Genomic DNA, 17735 nt, shown 5'->3' on the forward strand with positions numbered 1-17735 from the left:
TGCCGAAGGGTTATCAATTTTAACTTCTCACTCCTGACTCTTTACTTAATTTGGTTATTGGCTAAATCGATAACGACTTCCCATTACATAATTTTCATTAATTTCAAAAGATATCCATCGGCGTTGCAGAGTTTCAGCAACAAACCCAGTTGTATTAGAACCTGCGAACGGATCTAATACCATATCACCTTCATCAGTTAAGAATTTGATGAAGAACTCGGCAAACCCTTGAGGAAAACGTGCTGGATGGGGTCTAATTTCTGCTGCTTTGCAGCGTCGTAAATAAGCACTATTCGATTCAGTATTAGCAATTTCTAGCAAATTTGGCGGAATTGCACCTTGATTATCTTTTTGAAATTTATCAGAAATATCATGTCCACTAGGACGTATTTTTGCTTTATAGCCATTTTTGAGTAATTGTTTCATACTTTGGCTATATGGCTTTAAAACTTTTCTGTTATCTGCTTTAGGATTCGGTGTTTTAGACAACCACCAAACTGTGTTTACTGAGTCTTTCACACGAATTCGCCTAATTGTCACCCACTCAGCAGGGGTTGGCAGTCGAGCCGGATTATAGTGGTAAAATTCTTGAGCAAGAAAGAAACCTACTTCTTTGCATAATCTGACTAAAAGTTCGTATTGGTAGATACTCCGCACGGGATTGCCAGGTAAGTAAGCGCCGCCTAAATCTAGTACGAATGAGCCATTATCTGCCAGTACTCTTTTAAATTCATAGGCAAAAGGTAGAAACCACTCAATATATTTTTCAGCAGTTTCGTTACCGTATTCTTTTTTTCGTGTCAGTGCGAATGGAGGTGATGTGATAATTAAATTAATACTATTATCATCAATGAATTTAATAAGTTTAAGGCTATCACCTAAATATGCTGCTCCGTTCTGCTGGGTATAGTAGGGATTAATAATTATTTTTTTTGCTGGCGTTATTGGCTCTTCTTGCAAGATTTATCAAGTAATCTCAGTTTTATAGTTATAACTTGTTTTGATGTTATTGAAATACTACCATTTTTTGTATGGTAGAAATTTACCAGACATAATGATTTTAACGCGATCGCCGCTTGCGCGCTAGATTAAAAAGTGAATTAGGGAATAAACAGGGTGCTTTACAAGACTACAATAAAGTAATTGAGCTTAACCCTATAGATGATTTTGCTTACAGATTGCGCGCTAGATTAAAAAGTGAATTAGGGGATAAACAGGGTGCTTTGCAAGACAGCAATAAAGCAATTGAGCTTAACCCTAAAAGCTCTTTTGCTTACAGCGATCGCGCTGCATTACGGAGCGAATTAGGAGATAATCAAGGAGCATTACAAGACTCCAACATAGCAATTAAGCTTGTACCTGAATTTGATAATGCTTATAACAATCGAGGTGTTGCTCGCTACAATTTAGGTGATAAACAGGGAGCTTTACAAGATTATAATAAAGCGATTCAGTTAAACGCAAAAAATGCTACTGCCTATAATAATCGAGCTGAGGTTCGCTATAACTTAGGAGATAAGCAAGGTGCAATTAAAGATTGGCAGCAAGCCGCTAACCTTTATTTACAACAAAATATGCAGAGGCAATAGAAATAATTAAATTATTTCAATAGTCAATTATAGACTGGCACTTAAGGCTACAAAGGGGCGGGCAAGATGCCCACCCCACAAGAGAAGAGAAAATGTGATGATTGAGATTATTCAGGGAGTTGCCAAAAGAAGGGGTAATTTTCTGGGCTTGATGAGAGTCCTGCTTTTACAGGATTTTGTCTGATATATTCCCAACATTGTTGAAACTCTTGGTCATTCCTAACAATACGGTCATATCTTTCATCTTGCCAAACTGTTCCTATATGTTTCATAACTTTCGGAATTTGTTTAGCACTATAACCTTTAATACTTTTCATAATGCTACTCAATGACCAAAACTCATTTTTCGATTTGAGTAATGGCTGAATAAGCAAATGCACATGATTTGTCATGACTACAAAAACAAATATTTGATATCTGTTTTGATCAAAAAACAAGCAAGAATTAAAAACTATTTCTCTAGCTTCTAGGCTAAGTTCTAACTTTTCCCAAGTATTAAAAGTAATGAAATAAACCGCCCCATCTAACTCCCAATGAGGTAATCTTCTCCGAAAAATTTTCAACTTTGGCTCTTGCATTCAATATACTATTTCTAATTTTTCTATAACTTTTCTTGTGGGGTGGGCATCTTGCCCGCCCCTTTCTCTATTTTTCCCACCCAAAACCCAAAAAAATCCCCCACCTTGCGGCAGGGGATTTTTATTACTTATCTACAAAACTAGCAGTCGAAATTAACCGAACTTACCAGCAGTAGAAGCAATCAAGAATGCTGCGTAAGTCACGATGTAGCCAACAGTGAAGTGAGCTAAACCAACTACACGACCTTGAACGATGGACAGAGCCACGGGCTTGTCTTTCCAGCGAACTAGGTTAGCTAGAGGAGTGCGTTCGTGTGCCCAAACAAGGGTTTCAATCAACTCTTGCCAGTAACCTCTCCAGGAGATTAAGAACATGAAGCCAGTAGCCCAAACTAGGTGTCCAAACAGGAACATCCAAGCCCAGACCGACAGGTTATTTACGCCGTAAGGGTTGTAACCGTTAATCAACTGAGCAGAGTTAGCCCAGAGGTAATCGCGGAACCAGCCCATGAGATATGTAGAGTTCTCATTGAACTGAGCTACGTTGCCTTGCCAAATACCCAGATGTTTCCAATGCCAGTAGAACGTAACCCAACCAAGGGTATTGAGCATCCAGAACGCAGCGAGGTAGAAGGAATCCCAACCGGAGATGTCGCAAGTACCGCCACGACCGGGGCCGTCACAAGGGAAGGCATAGCCGAAGTCCTTTTTATCGGGCATCAGCTTAGAACCACGGGCATCCAAAGCACCTTTGACCAAGATCAAGGTGGTGGTGTGCAGACCTAAAGCGATCGCATGGTGTACCAAGAAGTCGCCAGGGCCAATTGTCAAGAACAGGGAGTTAGTACCAGCATTGATGGCATCTAACCAGCCTGGCAACCAAACGTTAGCGTAGTTGGGCCATGCTGTATGGGCAATACTATCTGGGTTAGATAGTAAGGTGTCTAAACCGTACAGTACTTTACCGTTAGCAGCTTGAACGAATTGAGCAAACACTGGCTCAATCAAGATTTGCTTTTCAGGAGTACCGAAAGCAACCACTACATCATTGTGGACGTACAAGCTGAGGGTATGGAAGCCTAAGAAAAGGGATACCCAGCTAAGGTGGGAGATAATCGCTTCTTTATGCTTCAATACGCGCTCAAGAACGTTGCCCTTGTTTTGTTCTGGGTCGTAATCACGTACCCAGAATATTGCTCCGTGAGCAAAAGCACCAAGTATCAAGAAACCAGCAATATATTGATGGTGCGTGTACAGCGCTGCCTGAGTTGTATAGTCCTTAGCAATAAATGCATAAGGAGGCATGGCGTACATATGCTGTGCCACCAAAGAGGTGATGGTTCCCAGAGCAGCTAGGTGAATACCTAACTGGAAGTGCAGTGAATTGTTATAGGTGTCATACAACCCTTGGTGAGGCAGGTTGAACTGACCTTCACTGTTGGTACCTGGTACTAACCCAGCTTTGGAGTTCAGCATTTCTTTGATGCTGTGACCAATTCCGAAGTTAGTCCGATACTGATGACCGGCAACAATGAAGATAACTGCGATCGCCAAGTGGTGATGAGCCATGTCAGTCAGCCACAAAGCTTCTGTCTGAGGATGGAAGCCACCCAAGAAACTTAGAATTGCAGTTCCTGCACCTTGAGATGTCCCAAAGATATGTCCAGGAGTGTCAGGGTTTTGAGAGTAAACACCCCAGTTGCCTGTAAAGAATGGTGTCAAACCTGCTGGGTGGGGTGGGGTATTCAGGAAGTTATCCCAACCTACGTGCTGACCGCGAGATTCGGGGACAGCAACGTGAATTAAGTGACCAGCCCAAGCCAGAGAACTAACACCAAACAGACCTGCTAGGTGGTGGTTTAGGCGATGTTCAGCGCTCTTAAACCATGCCAAGCTAGGACGATACTTGGGTTGCAAGTGCAGCCAACCAGCAAACAACAGTACGGCTGCCAGTATTAACAGGAATACTGAACCGTTGTATAGTTCGCCGTTCGTCCGCATTCCGATGGTATACCACCAATGGTAAAGACCAGAGTAGGTAATGTTTACCGGATTGCTAGCGCCAGCTTGGGTAAAAGCTTCGATCGCTGGTTTACCAAAGTGGGGGTCCCAAATCGCGTGGGCGATGGGACGGATATGAAGGGGATCTTTAATCCACTGTTCAAAGTTACCTTGCCAGGCTACATGGAACAGGAGGCTGGATGCCCACAGGAAGATGATTGCCAAGTGACCGAAGTGAGTTGCGAAAATCTTTTGGTAAAGATTTTCCTCTGTGATGCCATCATGGGTTTCAAAATCGTTGCCTGTAGCGATCGCATACCATATCCGACGAGTCGTCGGGTCCTGTGCGAGATCCTGGCTAAATTTCGGAAATTTTGTCGCCATAGGTTTAATAAATCCTCTGACCTTTAGCCATCAAATACCAGCGTCTAGAGTCCTGAGTTCTGAGTACCAAGTTTTGAGTATTTTCTCAGCACTTAGCACTCAGCACTCCACAACTGATTGCTACCCTACTGAAAGGATGTGTGCATGGAAGAATGCCCAGGTTGTGGCAATTCCTCCCAAGAGGTAGTGAGCTACCCCTACAGCCCGACCCTGAATAATGCTCAGAGCGCGAGGCTGAATTGCTGGTGCTACCTTCAGTTTGTTATGCGCCCAAACAATGGACTCAATTAATTCTTGCCAGTAGCCGCGACCACTGAACAGGAACATCAAGCTGAATGCCCAGACAAAGTGAGCGCCTAAGAAGAGTAGACCATAGGCAGATAGCGCGCTGCCATAGGAATTGATGACTTGTGTAGCTTGTGCCCACAAGAAGTCTCGCAACCAACCGTTGATGGTAATGGCACTTTGGGCAAAGTTACCACCAGTGATGTGAGTCACAGCACCATCTGCATCTACGGTTCCCCAGACATCTGATTGCATCTTCCAGCTGAAGTGGAAAATTGCGATGGATATTGTGTTGTACATCCAGAAAAGTCCGAGGAACACATGATCCCAACCAGACACTTGACAGGTACCGCCACGACCAGGACCGTCACAAGGGAAACGGAAGCCTAGATTTGCCTTGTCTGGAATCAGACGAGAGCTGCGGGCAAACAGAAATCCTTTTAACAGAATTAGGACAGTGACGTGGATCTGGAATGCGTGAATGTGGTGGATCATGAAATCCGCTGTACCTAAAGCAATGGGCATCATTGCCACTTTGCCACCTACCGCTAAGATTCCACCGCCAAACGCATAGCTAACTGGTTCTAAGGCATTGGGAGCAGTGCCACCAGGAGCTAAGGTGTGGATGTTTTGTACCCACTGGGCAAAAACTGGTTGCAATTGGATTGCTGTATCCGAAAACATATCTTGGGGACGACCCAAGGCACGCATCGTGTCATTGTGGATGTATAACCCAAAGCTATGGAAGCCAAGGAATATACACACCCAGTTTAGGTGAGAGATGATTGCATCTCGATGACGAAGTACCCGATCCAAGAGGTTGTTTTGATTAACCACAGGATCGTAATCCCGCACCATGAAGATACTAGCGTGAGCCGCACCGCCTACGATTAAGAAGGCTCCAATCCACATATGGTGGGTGAATATGCACAACTGTGTAGCATAGTCGGTTGACAGGTACGGGTACGGAGGCATCGCGTACATGTGATGCGCGATGATGATGGTCAGCGAACCCAAGAAGGCCAGGTTAGTTCCTAACTGAGCGTGCCAGGATGAGGTCAAGTTTTCGTAGAGACCTTTGTGACCTTCACCGGTGAAAGGACCTTTGTGGTTTTCTAGGATCTCTTTAATGCTGTGACCGATACCCCAGTTAGTACGGTACTGGTGACCAGCAACGATAAAGAGAACTGCGATCGCTAAGTGGTGATGGGAAATGTCCGTCATCCATAGGCTGCCTGTTACTGGGTTCAGACCGCCCTTGAAGGTGAGGAAGTCAGCATACTGACCCCAGTTCAAGGTGAAGAAAGGTGCTAAACCAGCAGCAAAGCCGGGATACAGCTCGGTCAACAAGTCTTTGTTCAAGATGAACTCGTGGGGCAAGGGGATGTCTTTGAGAGCAACGCCTGCATCCAAAAGCTTGTTGGTCGGTGCGGATACGTGGATTAAATGACCTGCCCATCCCAAGGAACCACAACCTAGCAATACTTGCAAGTGGTGATTCAGCATCGACTCCACATTCTGGAACCATTCCAATTTGGGAGCGCGTTTGTGGTAGTGGAACCAGCCGGCAAATAGGAATAAGCCTGCTAGTACCAAGCCACCGATCGCTGTGCAGTAAAGCTGGAATGAGTTGGTAATACCCCAACCACGCCATACATAGAACAAACCAGAGGTGATTTGAATACCGTGGAAACCACCGCCAACATCACCATTTAAAATGTCTTGTCCAACAATGGGCCAAACGACTTGGGCACTTGGTCTAACGTTTAGAGGGTCGCTTAACCAAGCTTCGTAGTTAGAAAACTTCGCCCCGTGAAAAATCATCCCGCTCAACCAGATTGTCACTACAGCCAAGTGGCCGAAGTGGGCTGAGAATATCTTGCGGGAGATGTCTTCTAAATCGCTTGTATGTGTATCAAAATCATGGGCGAGTGCGTGCAGGTTCCAAATCCATGTGGTGGTTTTGGGACCTCTGGCTAAGGATCTGTCAAAGTGCCCTGGTTGTGACCATCTCTCGAAAGACGTTGGAACCGGGTCGTTATCGACGATTACTCTTGCCTTCTTTTCCTCTCGCTCCGGAGGACTTATTGTCATTCGACCTCCTCTCTTGATAAGGAATGAGGAATCATGAATACCACAAAGTTAACCATTACCGCAAATTCCATTTTGCTGAAGCCGCGATGAAGACCTATGTGGATTGTTGTTTCTCGTTGAATTATAAAGTCTTCACTTGTACATTGTTAGAGATATTTTAACAATAATTCAAACTTGCTCAAATATTGCTGAAATTCATGCCTTAACTGGCTTTTAACTTCAAACTTTTTGTCCAAAAGTCAATAGTTTAGCTATTTAATTTACAAACAATAACAATTCGTAAAATTTATGATTTGACTGTATGTAACCGATGTCCCAACTTTTACTGCGATTACTCATGAACATTTATGTCATATTTCAATTTTTGCAAGTAAAACGTTGTAGAGAATATGACTTATTTTAAAATTTCATGAGATACAAAGGAAAACTTATGGGATGTGAGGTAGATTTCACCTTTTGGGCTATAGTTCCAGATGGACAGTTTGAGCCAAAATAATCTGTCAATTGTTGAAGACTATCACTGGGTGCAACGCATGAACTCGTGGCAGAAAAGGGTGTTAGAGAAGCTCCTCCCTCAGAGGTTTCCGATTCTCAGGTGGGTAATGATAATAGTGCTGGTATTAAGCTTGACCAGTTGCGGCGAGAAAGCCGACAGCCAGGAAGTATCTACTGGTTATAAAGAAAACTCCCCCAAGATTTCTCAAATTTCAAAGCAATTTTCGGAAGTTTCCCCTCCATCTGTTATTCAAGAACTGCGTCCAACTTTGGAAGTTTATCAGCCACAAGTAACAATTGTTACTCCAAAATTTGATGAAGTTCTTCAAGACAATAAAGTTACAGCCAGTTTTCAGGTTAAGGATCTACCGATATTTAAAGACCCACAATTACAATTGGGGCCACATTTACACGTAATTCTGGATAATCAACCTTATATACCTGTTTACGACCTGAATCAGCCCTTAGTTTTGCCAGACTTGTCTCCAGGTAGTCATACCTTGCGTGTCTTTGCCTCTCGTCCCTGGCATGAAAGCTTTAAGAATGAAGGCGCTTATGCCCAAACAACATTTCACGTCTTCACTAAAACCGACGACAACACCCCAGATCCTAAATTACCCCTGCTAACTTATAGTCGTCCTCAAAGTAGCTACGGGGCAGAACCAATCTTACTGGACTTTTACCTAACTAACGCTCCTCTGCACCTTGTTGGTAAGGAAAACCCCAACGACGAGTTCAGTGATTGGCGCATCCGCTCCACTATTAATGGTGAAAGCTTTATTTTCGATCGCTGGCAGGCAGTTTATCTTAAAGGCTTCCGTCCAGGGAAAAACTGGGTAAAACTAGAATTTCTCGATAATCAGGGAAATGCTGTCAAAAATGCTTTTAATACTACAGTTAGATTGATTGACTACCAGCCAAAGGGTAAAGACACTTTGTCGAGAATTGTCAGAGGAGAACTCACAGCAGATGAGGTGCGCCCTATTGTAGACCCGAATTATAAACTTGCACCTAAACCCACACCCACACCTTCTGTAGAAAAAACACCCCCAACACAGCCTAAGGTAGAAAAACAGCCGCTTCCGGAAACTGAAATTCCAGAACAATCCAAAATACAGCCAGAACAACCAAAATTAGAAGTTCCCACAGCTACACCAACTCCCAGCTTGTCCCCAACACCACCAGAAATTATTGAGTCTCCAGCACCAGAACCACAGCCAGAGGTAATACCAACTCCCGAATCAACACCGTTACCTGAAAAAGTAACGCCTCAGCCAACAAAACCTAGATTTGGTGGATTTTTTAACCGTGGGGCTGGTAAAGTTCCTACCCCAGAAGCACCAGTTGCACCATCTCCTAGTTTGCCACCCACACTGCCAGAGATTATTGAGTCTCCGACACCAGAAATTATTACGCCAACACCAGAACCACAGCCGGAGGTAATACCAACTCCTGAATCAACACCGTTACCCGAAAAAGTTACGCCTCAGCCAACAAAATCTAGATTTGGTGGATTTTTCAACCGTCGAACGACCAAAACACCTACTCCCCAAGTAACAATTGCCCCATCTCCTAGTTTGCCACCAACGCTGCCAGAGATTATTGAGTCTCCAGCACCCGAAATTATTACGCCAACACTAGAACCACAGGCAGAGGTAACGCCAACACCTTCTGCTGAATTACCCGAAAAACAAGTGCAACAGCCATAAAAAACAGGATTTAGTTATACCTTGAAGGCTGGTAGAGGCAGCAGAGAAGTGAAATAAATCACTTTTCTTCTGCGTCATCGGACTCAGCAAGATGTGTTAGAAAATTTCAAAATTTTTGCTTTTACTGAATAACTGGGAATTCTAAGTAAGTATTGACTCTTATTTTACTTAGGATTAATCTGGCTTTCTAGACTCCAGATGCAAATTTTCCATCAGTTTTCGGTGATATCGCCGTCGTACAATTGAGCCGAAAAGGGTGGTTCTCAAAAATATACCAAGCTTTTTTGACGAGTCGAACCATTACCCATCCTGTCGAAGTGCTGACAAGAATTTATCATTTCTCTGCCTATTCAAAAACAGGATTTAGCCAAAAATACTCAGCTGCAACTCTTGTGCTAAAGCCTCAACAAAAGCAAGACCCGCTACCGGATTTCCTACTTTATCCAAAGCTGGACTATAACAAGCGATCGCTCCCTCACCTGGTACTATTGCTACAAGCCCACCACCAATTCCTGATTTCATTGGTAAACCAATTCTGACTGCAAACTCGGCAGAAGCTTCATAAAGTCCACAAGTTAACATCACAGCATTGACAATCCGGCGGTTTTGTGCTGATAAATAGCTATTTTCACAAGCTAGCAGTTTTCCTAACAAGGCTAAATCTTCAACTTGCCCAGAAATACAGCATATTTGCTCGTATGTGTCAAGTGCTGTTTCAATATTTTCGAGATGACCAGCTTCGGCGAGATAATTAGCGATCGCTTCATTGGCTGTTGAACGGGTTAATCGCACTGAAGCCAGCATTTCTTCATCTAAACTTAGTTGGCAACCTGCTAATTGGTTAAGCCATTGACAGAATAAAAGAGTGCGTTGATTAGCGTTCTGTCCTGGTAACTTCTCAGACAGGGTAATTGCCCCACTATTAATCATCGGGTTGCGGGGATGGGCGCGATCGCTAATTAATTGTTCTAAAGAATTGAAGGGTGCATCTGATGGTTCCACCCCAACCCAGCCAAAAACAGTTTCTGCTCCAAGATGTTCTAGCAGATAAAGTAGAGAAAATGTCTTAATCACACTCATTAGCGGGAACACACAAGCTGTATCCCCAAAGCTGATGGTGTGTCCAGATTCACAGCAGATATGAACTGCAAACCAACCAGGATTAGCTAAAGCTAATTGCGGAATGCGATCAATAACTTTTCCGTGTTCAGCCTGAATTTTAGCTAGTTGAACCCAGGCGCATAAGTCCGTAATAGTTAGTTTGTCAAGTCCTTTCAAAGTATAAATTTTCTAAAAGTTCATTTATTAAATAGCAAGTAACAGTGATTTCTTATAATTGTACGTACGTTTGTCTAAGCCTCTAGTAGCAGCACGCGGTAATATATGATTATTTTTTATCGGCTTATTTCATCAAATTGGAAGGAAGAAACCAAGGAAGGTACAGCACTCTAGAATAAAAACACAACCTACAGTAATCAATTATTATGACCAAAACCTTACCTAAAATAGTTCCCTTTGACGAATTTATCACCTGGTATCCCGAAAACTCTGGGGTAAGCTACGAACTACATAATGGGGAAATTGTCGAAATGGCACAGCCAACTGGGAAACATGAAAGGATAAAAGGATTTTCATCTGCTGAATTGACTTTAGAGTTTAGACGATTAAATCTCGCCTACTTTATCCCCAATCAAGCAATTGTAAAACCACCGGAGAGAGAATCAGGTTATTTCCCTGATGTATTAATATTAAATGATGTGGCTTTGGTTGATGAACCTCTTTGGGAAAAATCTTCTATTGTGACTAAGGGTACATCAATTCCTTTAGTAATTGAGGTTGTCAGTACTAATTGGCGTGATGATTATTATCTGAAACTTGCCGATTATGAAGAGATGGGTATTCCTGAATATTGGATTGTTGATTATGCCGCTTTAGGAGCTAGGAAATTTATTGGTAATCCTAAACAACCCACTATTTCAGTTTATCAACTAATTGATGGAGAATACCAAGTCAGTCAGTTTCGGGGTAGCGATCAAATAATATCTCCTACTTTCTCTGAGTTAGAGTTGACGGCAGAACAAGTTTTTAATGCTGGTCAATAAATATTGATTTTACTAAATTATCAGAGTAGGCAATAAAGATGATTCCTCGTGTCAGAGCGCCAGAATTACCCCAAAATTACTCTTGGCTCAACACCGATAAACCCTTATCTCTTAAACAACTTAAAGGTAGAGTCATAATTTTAGACTTTTGGACATACTGCTGTATCAATTGTCTGCATATTTTGCCAAACCTGAAATATTTAGAACAAAAATATAAAGATAGTCTTACCGTTATTGGCGTACATTCTGCCAAATTTGACAACGAAAAGGAAACAGAAAATATTCGCCAAGCTATCCTGCGCTACGACATCGAACATCCAGTTGTAGTTGACAGAGGTTTTCGGATTTGGGAAGAGTATGCTGTGCGTGCTTGGCCTACGTTAATAATTATCGATCCAGAAGGTTACGCGATCGCCCAGATTTCTGGTGAAGGAAATCGTGACACTTTAGATGAGTTGATTCAAAAGTTAATTCAGCAACACCAAGACAAAGGCACAATTAATTTCCAAGAAATCAGCTTAACTTTAGAAAAACAGCGCCAACCATTAATCACACCTTTAGCTTTTCCTGGGAAAGTTCTAGCTACTCAAATGGGTTTATTCATTGCTGATTCTGGACATCACCGCCTAGTTATGAGTAGTTTCGACGGAGAAATTCTACATTTAATTGGTACTGGAAAATCTGGCTTAACTGATGGTTCGTTTAGCGAAGCGCAATTTTTTGCACCGCAAGGAATGGTTTATGATGCCGAAAATCAGATTCTTTATGTTGCTGATACAGAAAATCATGCGCTGCGGCGAGTTGATTTCAAGCACCAAATCGTTGAAACTATTGCGGGAACTGGCGAACAAAGCCGTAATATTCATCCTCATGGCGGTGCTGGTTTAGAAACCGCACTAAATTCTCCTTGGGATTTAGTGAAAGTAGGAAATACTTTATTTATTGCAATGGCTGGGCCGCATCAAATTTGGCAAATGGACTTAGAAACTGGCATCATTAAAACTTATGCTGGTACTGGTGCAGAAGCGTGTATTGATGGTTCACTTACTGAATCTGCTTTTGCTCAACCTAGTGGTATTACTAATAATGGGCAAGAATTATATATTGCTGACAGTGAAGTTAGTTCAATTCGTAGTGTGGAAATTGTCGAACCGTATCAAGTAAGAACTGTTTGCGGTAGTGGGGGTTTATTTGGTTTTGGCGATATAGATGGACAAGGTGAAGATGTCCGTTTACAACACTGTTTAGGAGTGGAATATGTTCAGAATTTTTTGTGGGTGGCAGATACTTATAACCATAAAATTAAATTAGTTAGCCCTAATGGGAATTGTCAAACAGTTTTGGGAGATGGTTCTGCTGGTTTACAAGATGGTCAAGGTAAGAACACTCGCTTTTTTGAACCTTCGGGATTGAGTGCTATAAATTCATATCTATATATTGCTGATACCAATAATCATGCTATTCGTAGCGTAGATTTGAATACTTTTGAGGTGACAACGCTGCAATTTCCTGGTTTATGCGCACCGGATATTTGTATTCCGCCTAATTTATAGAAGAATTATCTTCCTTAAAGGCAGAAATCAAAAATTTGTATTTCGTCGTCTGAGTATGAAATTTTAAAGAATAATATTTAGCGATCGCTCGTATGAAATTAGTCGTTTTTGATATTGATGGTACACTAACAAATACCAACAAAATTGATGAAAATTGTTTTGTACAAGCCTTTACATTGGAGTTTGGTATTTTTGGTATAAATACGAATTGGGCTGAATACGCATACACGACGGATTCTGGAATTACCCAACAAATTTTCAAAGAAAAATTAGAACGTCTTCCTTCAGATGAAGAGATAGTTAGACTCAAAACACGTTTTGTTAGCCTACTCCAGGAAGCGTTTATTAACAAGCAAGATTTATTCAGCGAAATTCCTGGTGCTGCAAATGTATTAGCTAAATTACAGCTAGACCCTGATTGGTGTGTTGCGATCGCAACTGGTGGTTGGTGTGAATCTGCCAAATTAAAACTTCAAAAAGCTAATTTACAAATAGAAAGTATTCCATTGGCTTCAGCTAATGATGCACTTTCACGAGAAGATATTATTAAGACAGCTATTATCAAAGCGAAGAATGTTTATCAAGTTGAAAAATTTCATAAAGTTGTTTTTGTAGGTGATGGTGTTTGGGATGTCAAAGCAGCCTATCAGTTGAATATTGCTTTTATTGGAATAGCTGATACTAAATTAAAAAATATAGGTGCTAGCAAAGTAATTAAAGACTTTACAAATTTAGAAGATTTCCTGAAAATATTACAACATGCAGTAATTCCTAAATTTTCTATGAACACTATTCTCCACATTACCAAACGCCAACAATGGGAACAAGCAAAAAATATCAATAGATATCGCGCTGATTCTTTAGACAGTGAAGGTTTTATACATTGTTCAAAGTCCACGCAAATACTCAAGGTTGCAAAAAGATTTTTTTATAATCAAAAAGAATTGGTACTACTTTTTATTGATTCTGATAAAGTCCAAGCTGAAATTCGTTATGAAGAAGCTGAAGTTGGCGAATTGTTTCCTCATATTTATGGTGAATTAAATATTGATGCTGTGTATCAGGTAATTGATTTTGAAGCTGGGGAAGATGGTTTATTTGATTTGCCGCAAGAAGTTATAAATTTAGAATAACGAATTAGCTTGTCTGCGACACCTACGCGAACAGCAAGGATGCAGAAGAAGAAAGACGAGAAGCCATTTAAAGCATTCCGCGCTTTACTTAAAGAAGGGGAATTAATAATCTAGAGCAATTGTGACCGAATTTAATTTACAAATCCAAGAAAATAGCGATCGCTTTGCCAACGGCAAGGGCGATCGCTTGTCAACTCCACATGAGGATGCTATACCTAGCTTGCTTCCCCTTAAGAGTACGATCCACTGCGTCAACACCAAAGGCGATCGCCTTGACCGTTACCTTTCCCAAGAATTACCAGACTTATCCCGTTCCCGCATCCAACAGTTAATCGAACAGGGTAATGTCCAACTTAACGATCGAGTTTGCACATCCAAGAAGATCAATGTCAAGGTAGGCGATCGCATCACTCTGGAAATACCAGAAGCGCAACCTTTAGAACTACAAGCCGAAGATATCCCCTTAGATATCCTTTACGAAGACGACCAATTACTTATTCTCAATAAACCCGCAGGTTTAGTTGTCCATCCTGCACCCGGCCATCCAGATGGTACTTTAGTAAATGCCCTATTGGCTCACTGTCCCAATTTACCAGGAATTGGCGGAGTCCAACGTCCAGGAATTGTCCATCGATTGGATAAGGATACTACGGGTGCGATCGCGATCGCTAAAACAGATATTGCCCATCATCATCTACAAGCACAACTGAAAGCAAAAACTGCACGACGAGAATACTTGGGCATAGTTTACGGTGCGCCAAAAACTGAAAGTGGCACTATCGACTTGCCCATTGGTCGCCATCCCCAAGACCGCAAAAAAATGGCTGTTATGCCTGTCGAACAAGGCGGACGAGTCGCCGTCACTCACTGGAAAATATTAGAACGCCTTGGTAACTTCACCTTAATTCACTTTCAATTAGAAACTGGACGCACCCATCAAATTCGCGTCCACAGCAGCAAAATCGGTCATCCTATTGTCGGCGATCCAGTTTATAGTTCTGGCCATTCAGTGGGTGTAAATTTACCTGGTCAAGCACTACACGCTTGGCGACTCAAGTTGCAGCATCCCTTATCTGAGGAGTTGATTGAGGTGACAGCGACTCCTCCCGCCCACTTCACAAAACTTTTAGAGATGCTAAAAAGACGAACTACACTTTAACGCCCAATGCCCAATCCCCAATCCCCAATCCCCAATCCCCATTAACAACTAGCGTGCATAAGACATGGAATAGAGTCTGTTTCACTTAGTTATATCTAAATAAAACTCCTACATAACCCAAGACTTATGCACGCTATAAAGCGATCGAATGGATGTACTAGCCAGCCACCGAGTAAAAATCGTTATTTAATTCCTGACAGTTGCCGATAAGGTACAGACTTTTCGATATCAATATTGTATGGCGAGATCCGTTGTGGAGCATTGCCAGTTGCATTGATACTTTGTGCTAAACCCAAGAATAAAGCTGGATCGCCAGCCTTGGGCTTTTGCTCTTGTGGAAGGAATCTGCGTACTTCGACTTGCCAAATGATTTGGGGGAAACCCAGTTTGGCACGGTGATAATCTTCGTATCGCGGAGATTTGATGTTGAATGGCAACTCACCCTCAGATTGGGATGGGAGTATCCGACGGCGCTGATAAGGCACTGTGGAGTATCCAAAATTGCTCAGGTACTCTTCAGTATTGAGCACTTCATCAATAAAGCCTACAATACCCTTGGTAGCGACTACAATTGACCAGGCGATTTTTTCCCGCTCGTTGTATGGATCGCGTCCTAGAACCCGCTGAATTACTTGCTCAACAAAACGATAGTTATTGTTGAGGTCGTAGAAGCTTTTCTTAAAGGTATTGGAAAGCACCAACCCACGAATAAAGTCCCGTACTGTAATTTGTCCATTACGGAGTTGAGACTCTAAATATGTTTCGCGATCGGCAGCAAAGGCGTAAAAGAAAATTTGACGATATGCTGCTTCTATCAGATCGCCTAAATCTGACGGAGAAAGTATATTGTCAGTAGTGAAAATCCTGGGTTGTTCATCACCAGGTACTTCATACGCAGCTACACGCTGGTTTTGACTTGAAGGGCTATATTCTAACAGAGGAAGTGGCACTCTAAAGCCTCCATGTTCTTAATTAAAGTTAACAACTTTTAATCACATATTAAGGGAGTAGTTGTATCAGAACTTCAGATTCTGATAAAATTTCACGAAACTTAACTAAGGGAAATTTAAGTATTCGTAGTATAAATGATTAGTTTGCTGGATTCAACCCATAGCTAATCAAGAAAAATAGGTAATCAGACTTCCAGCTTAATGACTACGTAAATGACTAAAAAATTTTATTCACATATTTTAGATTAGGAGATTCAGTTTCACCTTTTTGAACTGAAGCAATAATTTTTAACATTTAGCAAAAGAAATTAATAGGATATAGGAGATTGGGCATTGGGCATGGGGCATTGGGCGTTAGGAGTGCTGAGTTAGGAGTTAAGAGTTAAGAGTTTTGCTTATCCCCTTGTCCCCTTGTCCCCTTGTCCCCTTGTCCCCTTATCCCCTTGTCCCCTTATCCCCTTGTCCCCTTGTCCCCTTGTCCCCTCATCTCCCCTGTCCCCCTGCCTCCCTCGGCGACTCAGCGACCTATCCAAAATTCCAAGGGATCTATGGTTGATTTACAGTAAGGCCAGCTACGCAAAGTTGCTTCCATTCCTGCCTCCCAGTAGGGTGGTTCCAATCCCAGCCCTAAGCATAGATGAGATAGGATGCTAGCAAACTGCTCGTTGTGACCAAACTCTCCTAGATGGGCATGGGCGTATTCATGGACGACTACACCAAACCAGTCTTTAGGTGCAACTCGACCAACATCTACCAGAATAGTGATTGGGTTTGTGAGAATGTTGCACAGCCCATCTATGCCAAAAGATTGAGCTATGGGGACTGCAAAAATTTGGATGTGGCGACGCTCTTGGGGATGAAAACACTGATGACAAACTTCTAGATAGGTGTTGATCTGAGCGTTCACAGCGTTAATATTCTCACCGATCCAAGTGCAAATGGGAATGCGATCGCGCAGGTTATCAAACACATTCACCATATCCGCTTCTAAGGCAAATCCTTGTACCAGACGCAGATAATCTTGCCCACGAGTAAAAGCATCGCTCTGCTTAAGAATCATTCACCAGCCCAAAACTGAATAAAACTGTCTTTTTTCCAAAATATCCGCTCCTTGTCTTTGTGTTACTTCTTCTGAGCTAGAAGCCTCAACAGAATCAATGCGGCTTTCGCTACAAAACGATGCGGTGCTAAAGCCACCAAACCTTTTGACTGTACTGGTTCTTAGTCGCATATTTGGGCTGGCGAACCAGAATCGCTCAATGGAACTCATTGTTTCATATTCGGTTGTCAACACTAGTCCATCTTCATCATCCATGTGAAAAAGACCAACTACAGGCACTATTTCCGCATAACCTCTTTCACGGAGTAATTTGCCTTGCCTTGGATTATCGCCATCAGGCACGATCGCAAATATGGTTTTCCCCTGATGATTCTCCTCATCCTCTCGATCCCAGGCCATTGTCCCTAGCCAACGCACACGCGAACCACCGACACAAAGGCTGGGGTCAATCTCATGATAGCGGCACAATTCTATGATTTCGGGATGATTAGCATCGAGAGTTTCTACCTGTATATCCGATTCTCCTATCTCTGAGCGTTTGAACGCCAGATGATGAGTTGCACGTTGCGATCGCCACTTACCAGCACTTAGCTGAAAAAATTCCATTGCGTCTATCAATCTTCTGACTCCTACTTATTACTCC

The 17735-nt window shown here is 42.3% G+C and carries 15 protein-coding genes and 1 pseudogene; 8 read left to right on the forward strand and 8 right to left on the reverse strand.

Features of this window, described 5'->3' with window-relative positions; genetic code table 11:
• Window positions 1–54: 54 nt before the first annotated feature.
• Entirely contained in the window at window positions 55–960 is a 906-nt protein-coding gene (locus tag RM049_RS10290; RefSeq protein ID WP_322704087.1) for a site-specific DNA-methyltransferase, read from the reverse strand.
• A 116-nt stretch (window positions 961–1076) separates the two neighbouring features.
• On the opposite strand from RM049_RS10290, the gene RM049_RS10295 reads away from it, so the two are divergent.
• The gene (locus RM049_RS10295) at window positions 1077–1589 is read left to right on the forward strand and encodes a tetratricopeptide repeat protein (RefSeq protein WP_322704088.1); all 513 of its coding nucleotides are present in this window, start codon (window positions 1077–1079) and stop codon (window positions 1587–1589) included.
• Between the two features lie 107 nt (window positions 1590–1696).
• On the opposite strand, the gene RM049_RS10300 is transcribed toward RM049_RS10295, so the two are convergent.
• The 3 genes from RM049_RS10300 to psaA all read right to left on the reverse strand — a co-directional run bounded on the left by RM049_RS10300 (window position 1697) and on the right by psaA (window position 6931).
• Window positions 1697–2167 (reverse strand): REP-associated tyrosine transposase, encoded by a 471-nt coding sequence (locus RM049_RS10300; protein WP_322704089.1) that lies wholly within the window; start codon window positions 2165–2167, stop codon window positions 1697–1699.
• A gap of 153 nt (window positions 2168–2320) precedes the next feature.
• Entirely contained in the window at window positions 2321–4552 is a 2232-nt protein-coding gene (gene psaB, locus RM049_RS10305) for a photosystem I core protein PsaB (RefSeq protein WP_322704090.1), read from the reverse strand.
• A 120-nt stretch (window positions 4553–4672) separates the two neighbouring features.
• Window positions 4673–6931 carry a photosystem I core protein PsaA gene (gene psaA / locus RM049_RS10310; RefSeq protein ID WP_322699816.1) on the reverse strand — a complete coding sequence of 753 codons (2259 nt, stop codon included), beginning with the start codon at window positions 6929–6931 and terminating at the stop codon, window positions 4673–4675.
• A gap of 541 nt (window positions 6932–7472) precedes the next feature.
• Between psaA and RM049_RS10315 the strand changes: the two genes are divergently transcribed.
• Together RM049_RS10315 and RM049_RS10320 are read left to right on the forward strand one after the other, a co-directional pair.
• Window positions 7473–7610 carry a hypothetical protein gene (locus RM049_RS10315; protein ID WP_322704091.1) on the forward strand — a complete coding sequence of 46 codons (138 nt, stop codon included), beginning with the start codon at window positions 7473–7475 and terminating at the stop codon, window positions 7608–7610.
• Window positions 7558–9135 (forward strand): hypothetical protein, encoded by a 1578-nt coding sequence (locus RM049_RS10320; RefSeq protein ID WP_322704092.1) that lies wholly within the window; start codon window positions 7558–7560, stop codon window positions 9133–9135. Before RM049_RS10315 ends, RM049_RS10320 begins: the two co-directional genes overlap by 53 nt.
• Window positions 9136–9498: 363 nt before the next feature.
• Here RM049_RS10320 and glsA read toward each other — a convergent pair whose 3' ends face one another.
• Entirely contained in the window at window positions 9499–10413 is a 915-nt protein-coding gene (gene glsA, locus RM049_RS10325; protein ID WP_322704093.1) for a glutaminase A, read from the reverse strand.
• Window positions 10414–10619: 206 nt separating this feature from the next.
• On the opposite strand from glsA, the gene RM049_RS10330 reads away from it, so the two are divergent.
• The 5 genes and pseudogenes from RM049_RS10330 to RM049_RS10350 all read left to right on the forward strand — a co-directional run bounded on the left by RM049_RS10330 (window position 10620) and on the right by RM049_RS10350 (window position 15082).
• Window positions 10620–11237, forward strand: coding sequence for a Uma2 family endonuclease (locus RM049_RS10330; RefSeq protein ID WP_322684922.1), 618 nt, complete (start codon window positions 10620–10622; stop codon window positions 11235–11237).
• A 38-nt stretch (window positions 11238–11275) separates the two neighbouring features.
• Window positions 11276–12790: a thioredoxin-like domain-containing protein gene (locus tag RM049_RS10335; RefSeq protein ID WP_322704094.1), complete on the forward strand. Its 1515-nt coding sequence runs from the start codon at window positions 11276–11278 to the stop codon at window positions 12788–12790.
• Window positions 12791–12882: 92 nt separating this feature from the next.
• Window positions 12883–13452 (forward strand): annotated as a pseudogene (locus RM049_RS10340) (HAD family hydrolase); the annotation flags it as partial.
• A 120-nt stretch (window positions 13453–13572) separates the two neighbouring features.
• Window positions 13573–13923 (forward strand): DUF952 domain-containing protein, encoded by a 351-nt coding sequence (locus tag RM049_RS10345; protein WP_322704144.1) that lies wholly within the window; start codon window positions 13573–13575, stop codon window positions 13921–13923.
• A 241-nt stretch (window positions 13924–14164) separates the two neighbouring features.
• A complete protein-coding gene (locus RM049_RS10350) occupies window positions 14165–15082 on the forward strand; it encodes an RluA family pseudouridine synthase (protein ID WP_322704145.1) in 918 nt (305 codons plus the stop codon).
• A 182-nt stretch (window positions 15083–15264) separates the two neighbouring features.
• Here RM049_RS10350 and RM049_RS10355 read toward each other — a convergent pair whose 3' ends face one another.
• From RM049_RS10355 to RM049_RS10365, 3 genes are all read right to left on the reverse strand, one after another.
• Window positions 15265–16032: a phycobilisome rod-core linker polypeptide gene (locus RM049_RS10355; RefSeq protein WP_322672019.1), complete on the reverse strand. Its 768-nt coding sequence runs from the start codon at window positions 16030–16032 to the stop codon at window positions 15265–15267.
• A gap of 517 nt (window positions 16033–16549) precedes the next feature.
• Complete coding sequence (locus RM049_RS10360; protein WP_322704095.1) at window positions 16550–17092, reverse strand: hypothetical protein; 543 nt, start codon at window positions 17090–17092, stop codon at window positions 16550–16552.
• Window positions 17093–17698 carry a phycobiliprotein lyase gene (locus RM049_RS10365; RefSeq protein ID WP_409882169.1) on the reverse strand — a complete coding sequence of 202 codons (606 nt, stop codon included), beginning with the start codon at window positions 17696–17698 and terminating at the stop codon, window positions 17093–17095.
• Window positions 17699–17735 lie beyond the last annotated feature (37 nt).

This window comes from Nostoc sp. DedQUE04, from assembly GCF_034530995.1.
In the GTDB taxonomy this organism is placed as follows: Bacteria; Cyanobacteriota; Cyanobacteriia; order Cyanobacteriales; family Nostocaceae; genus Nostoc.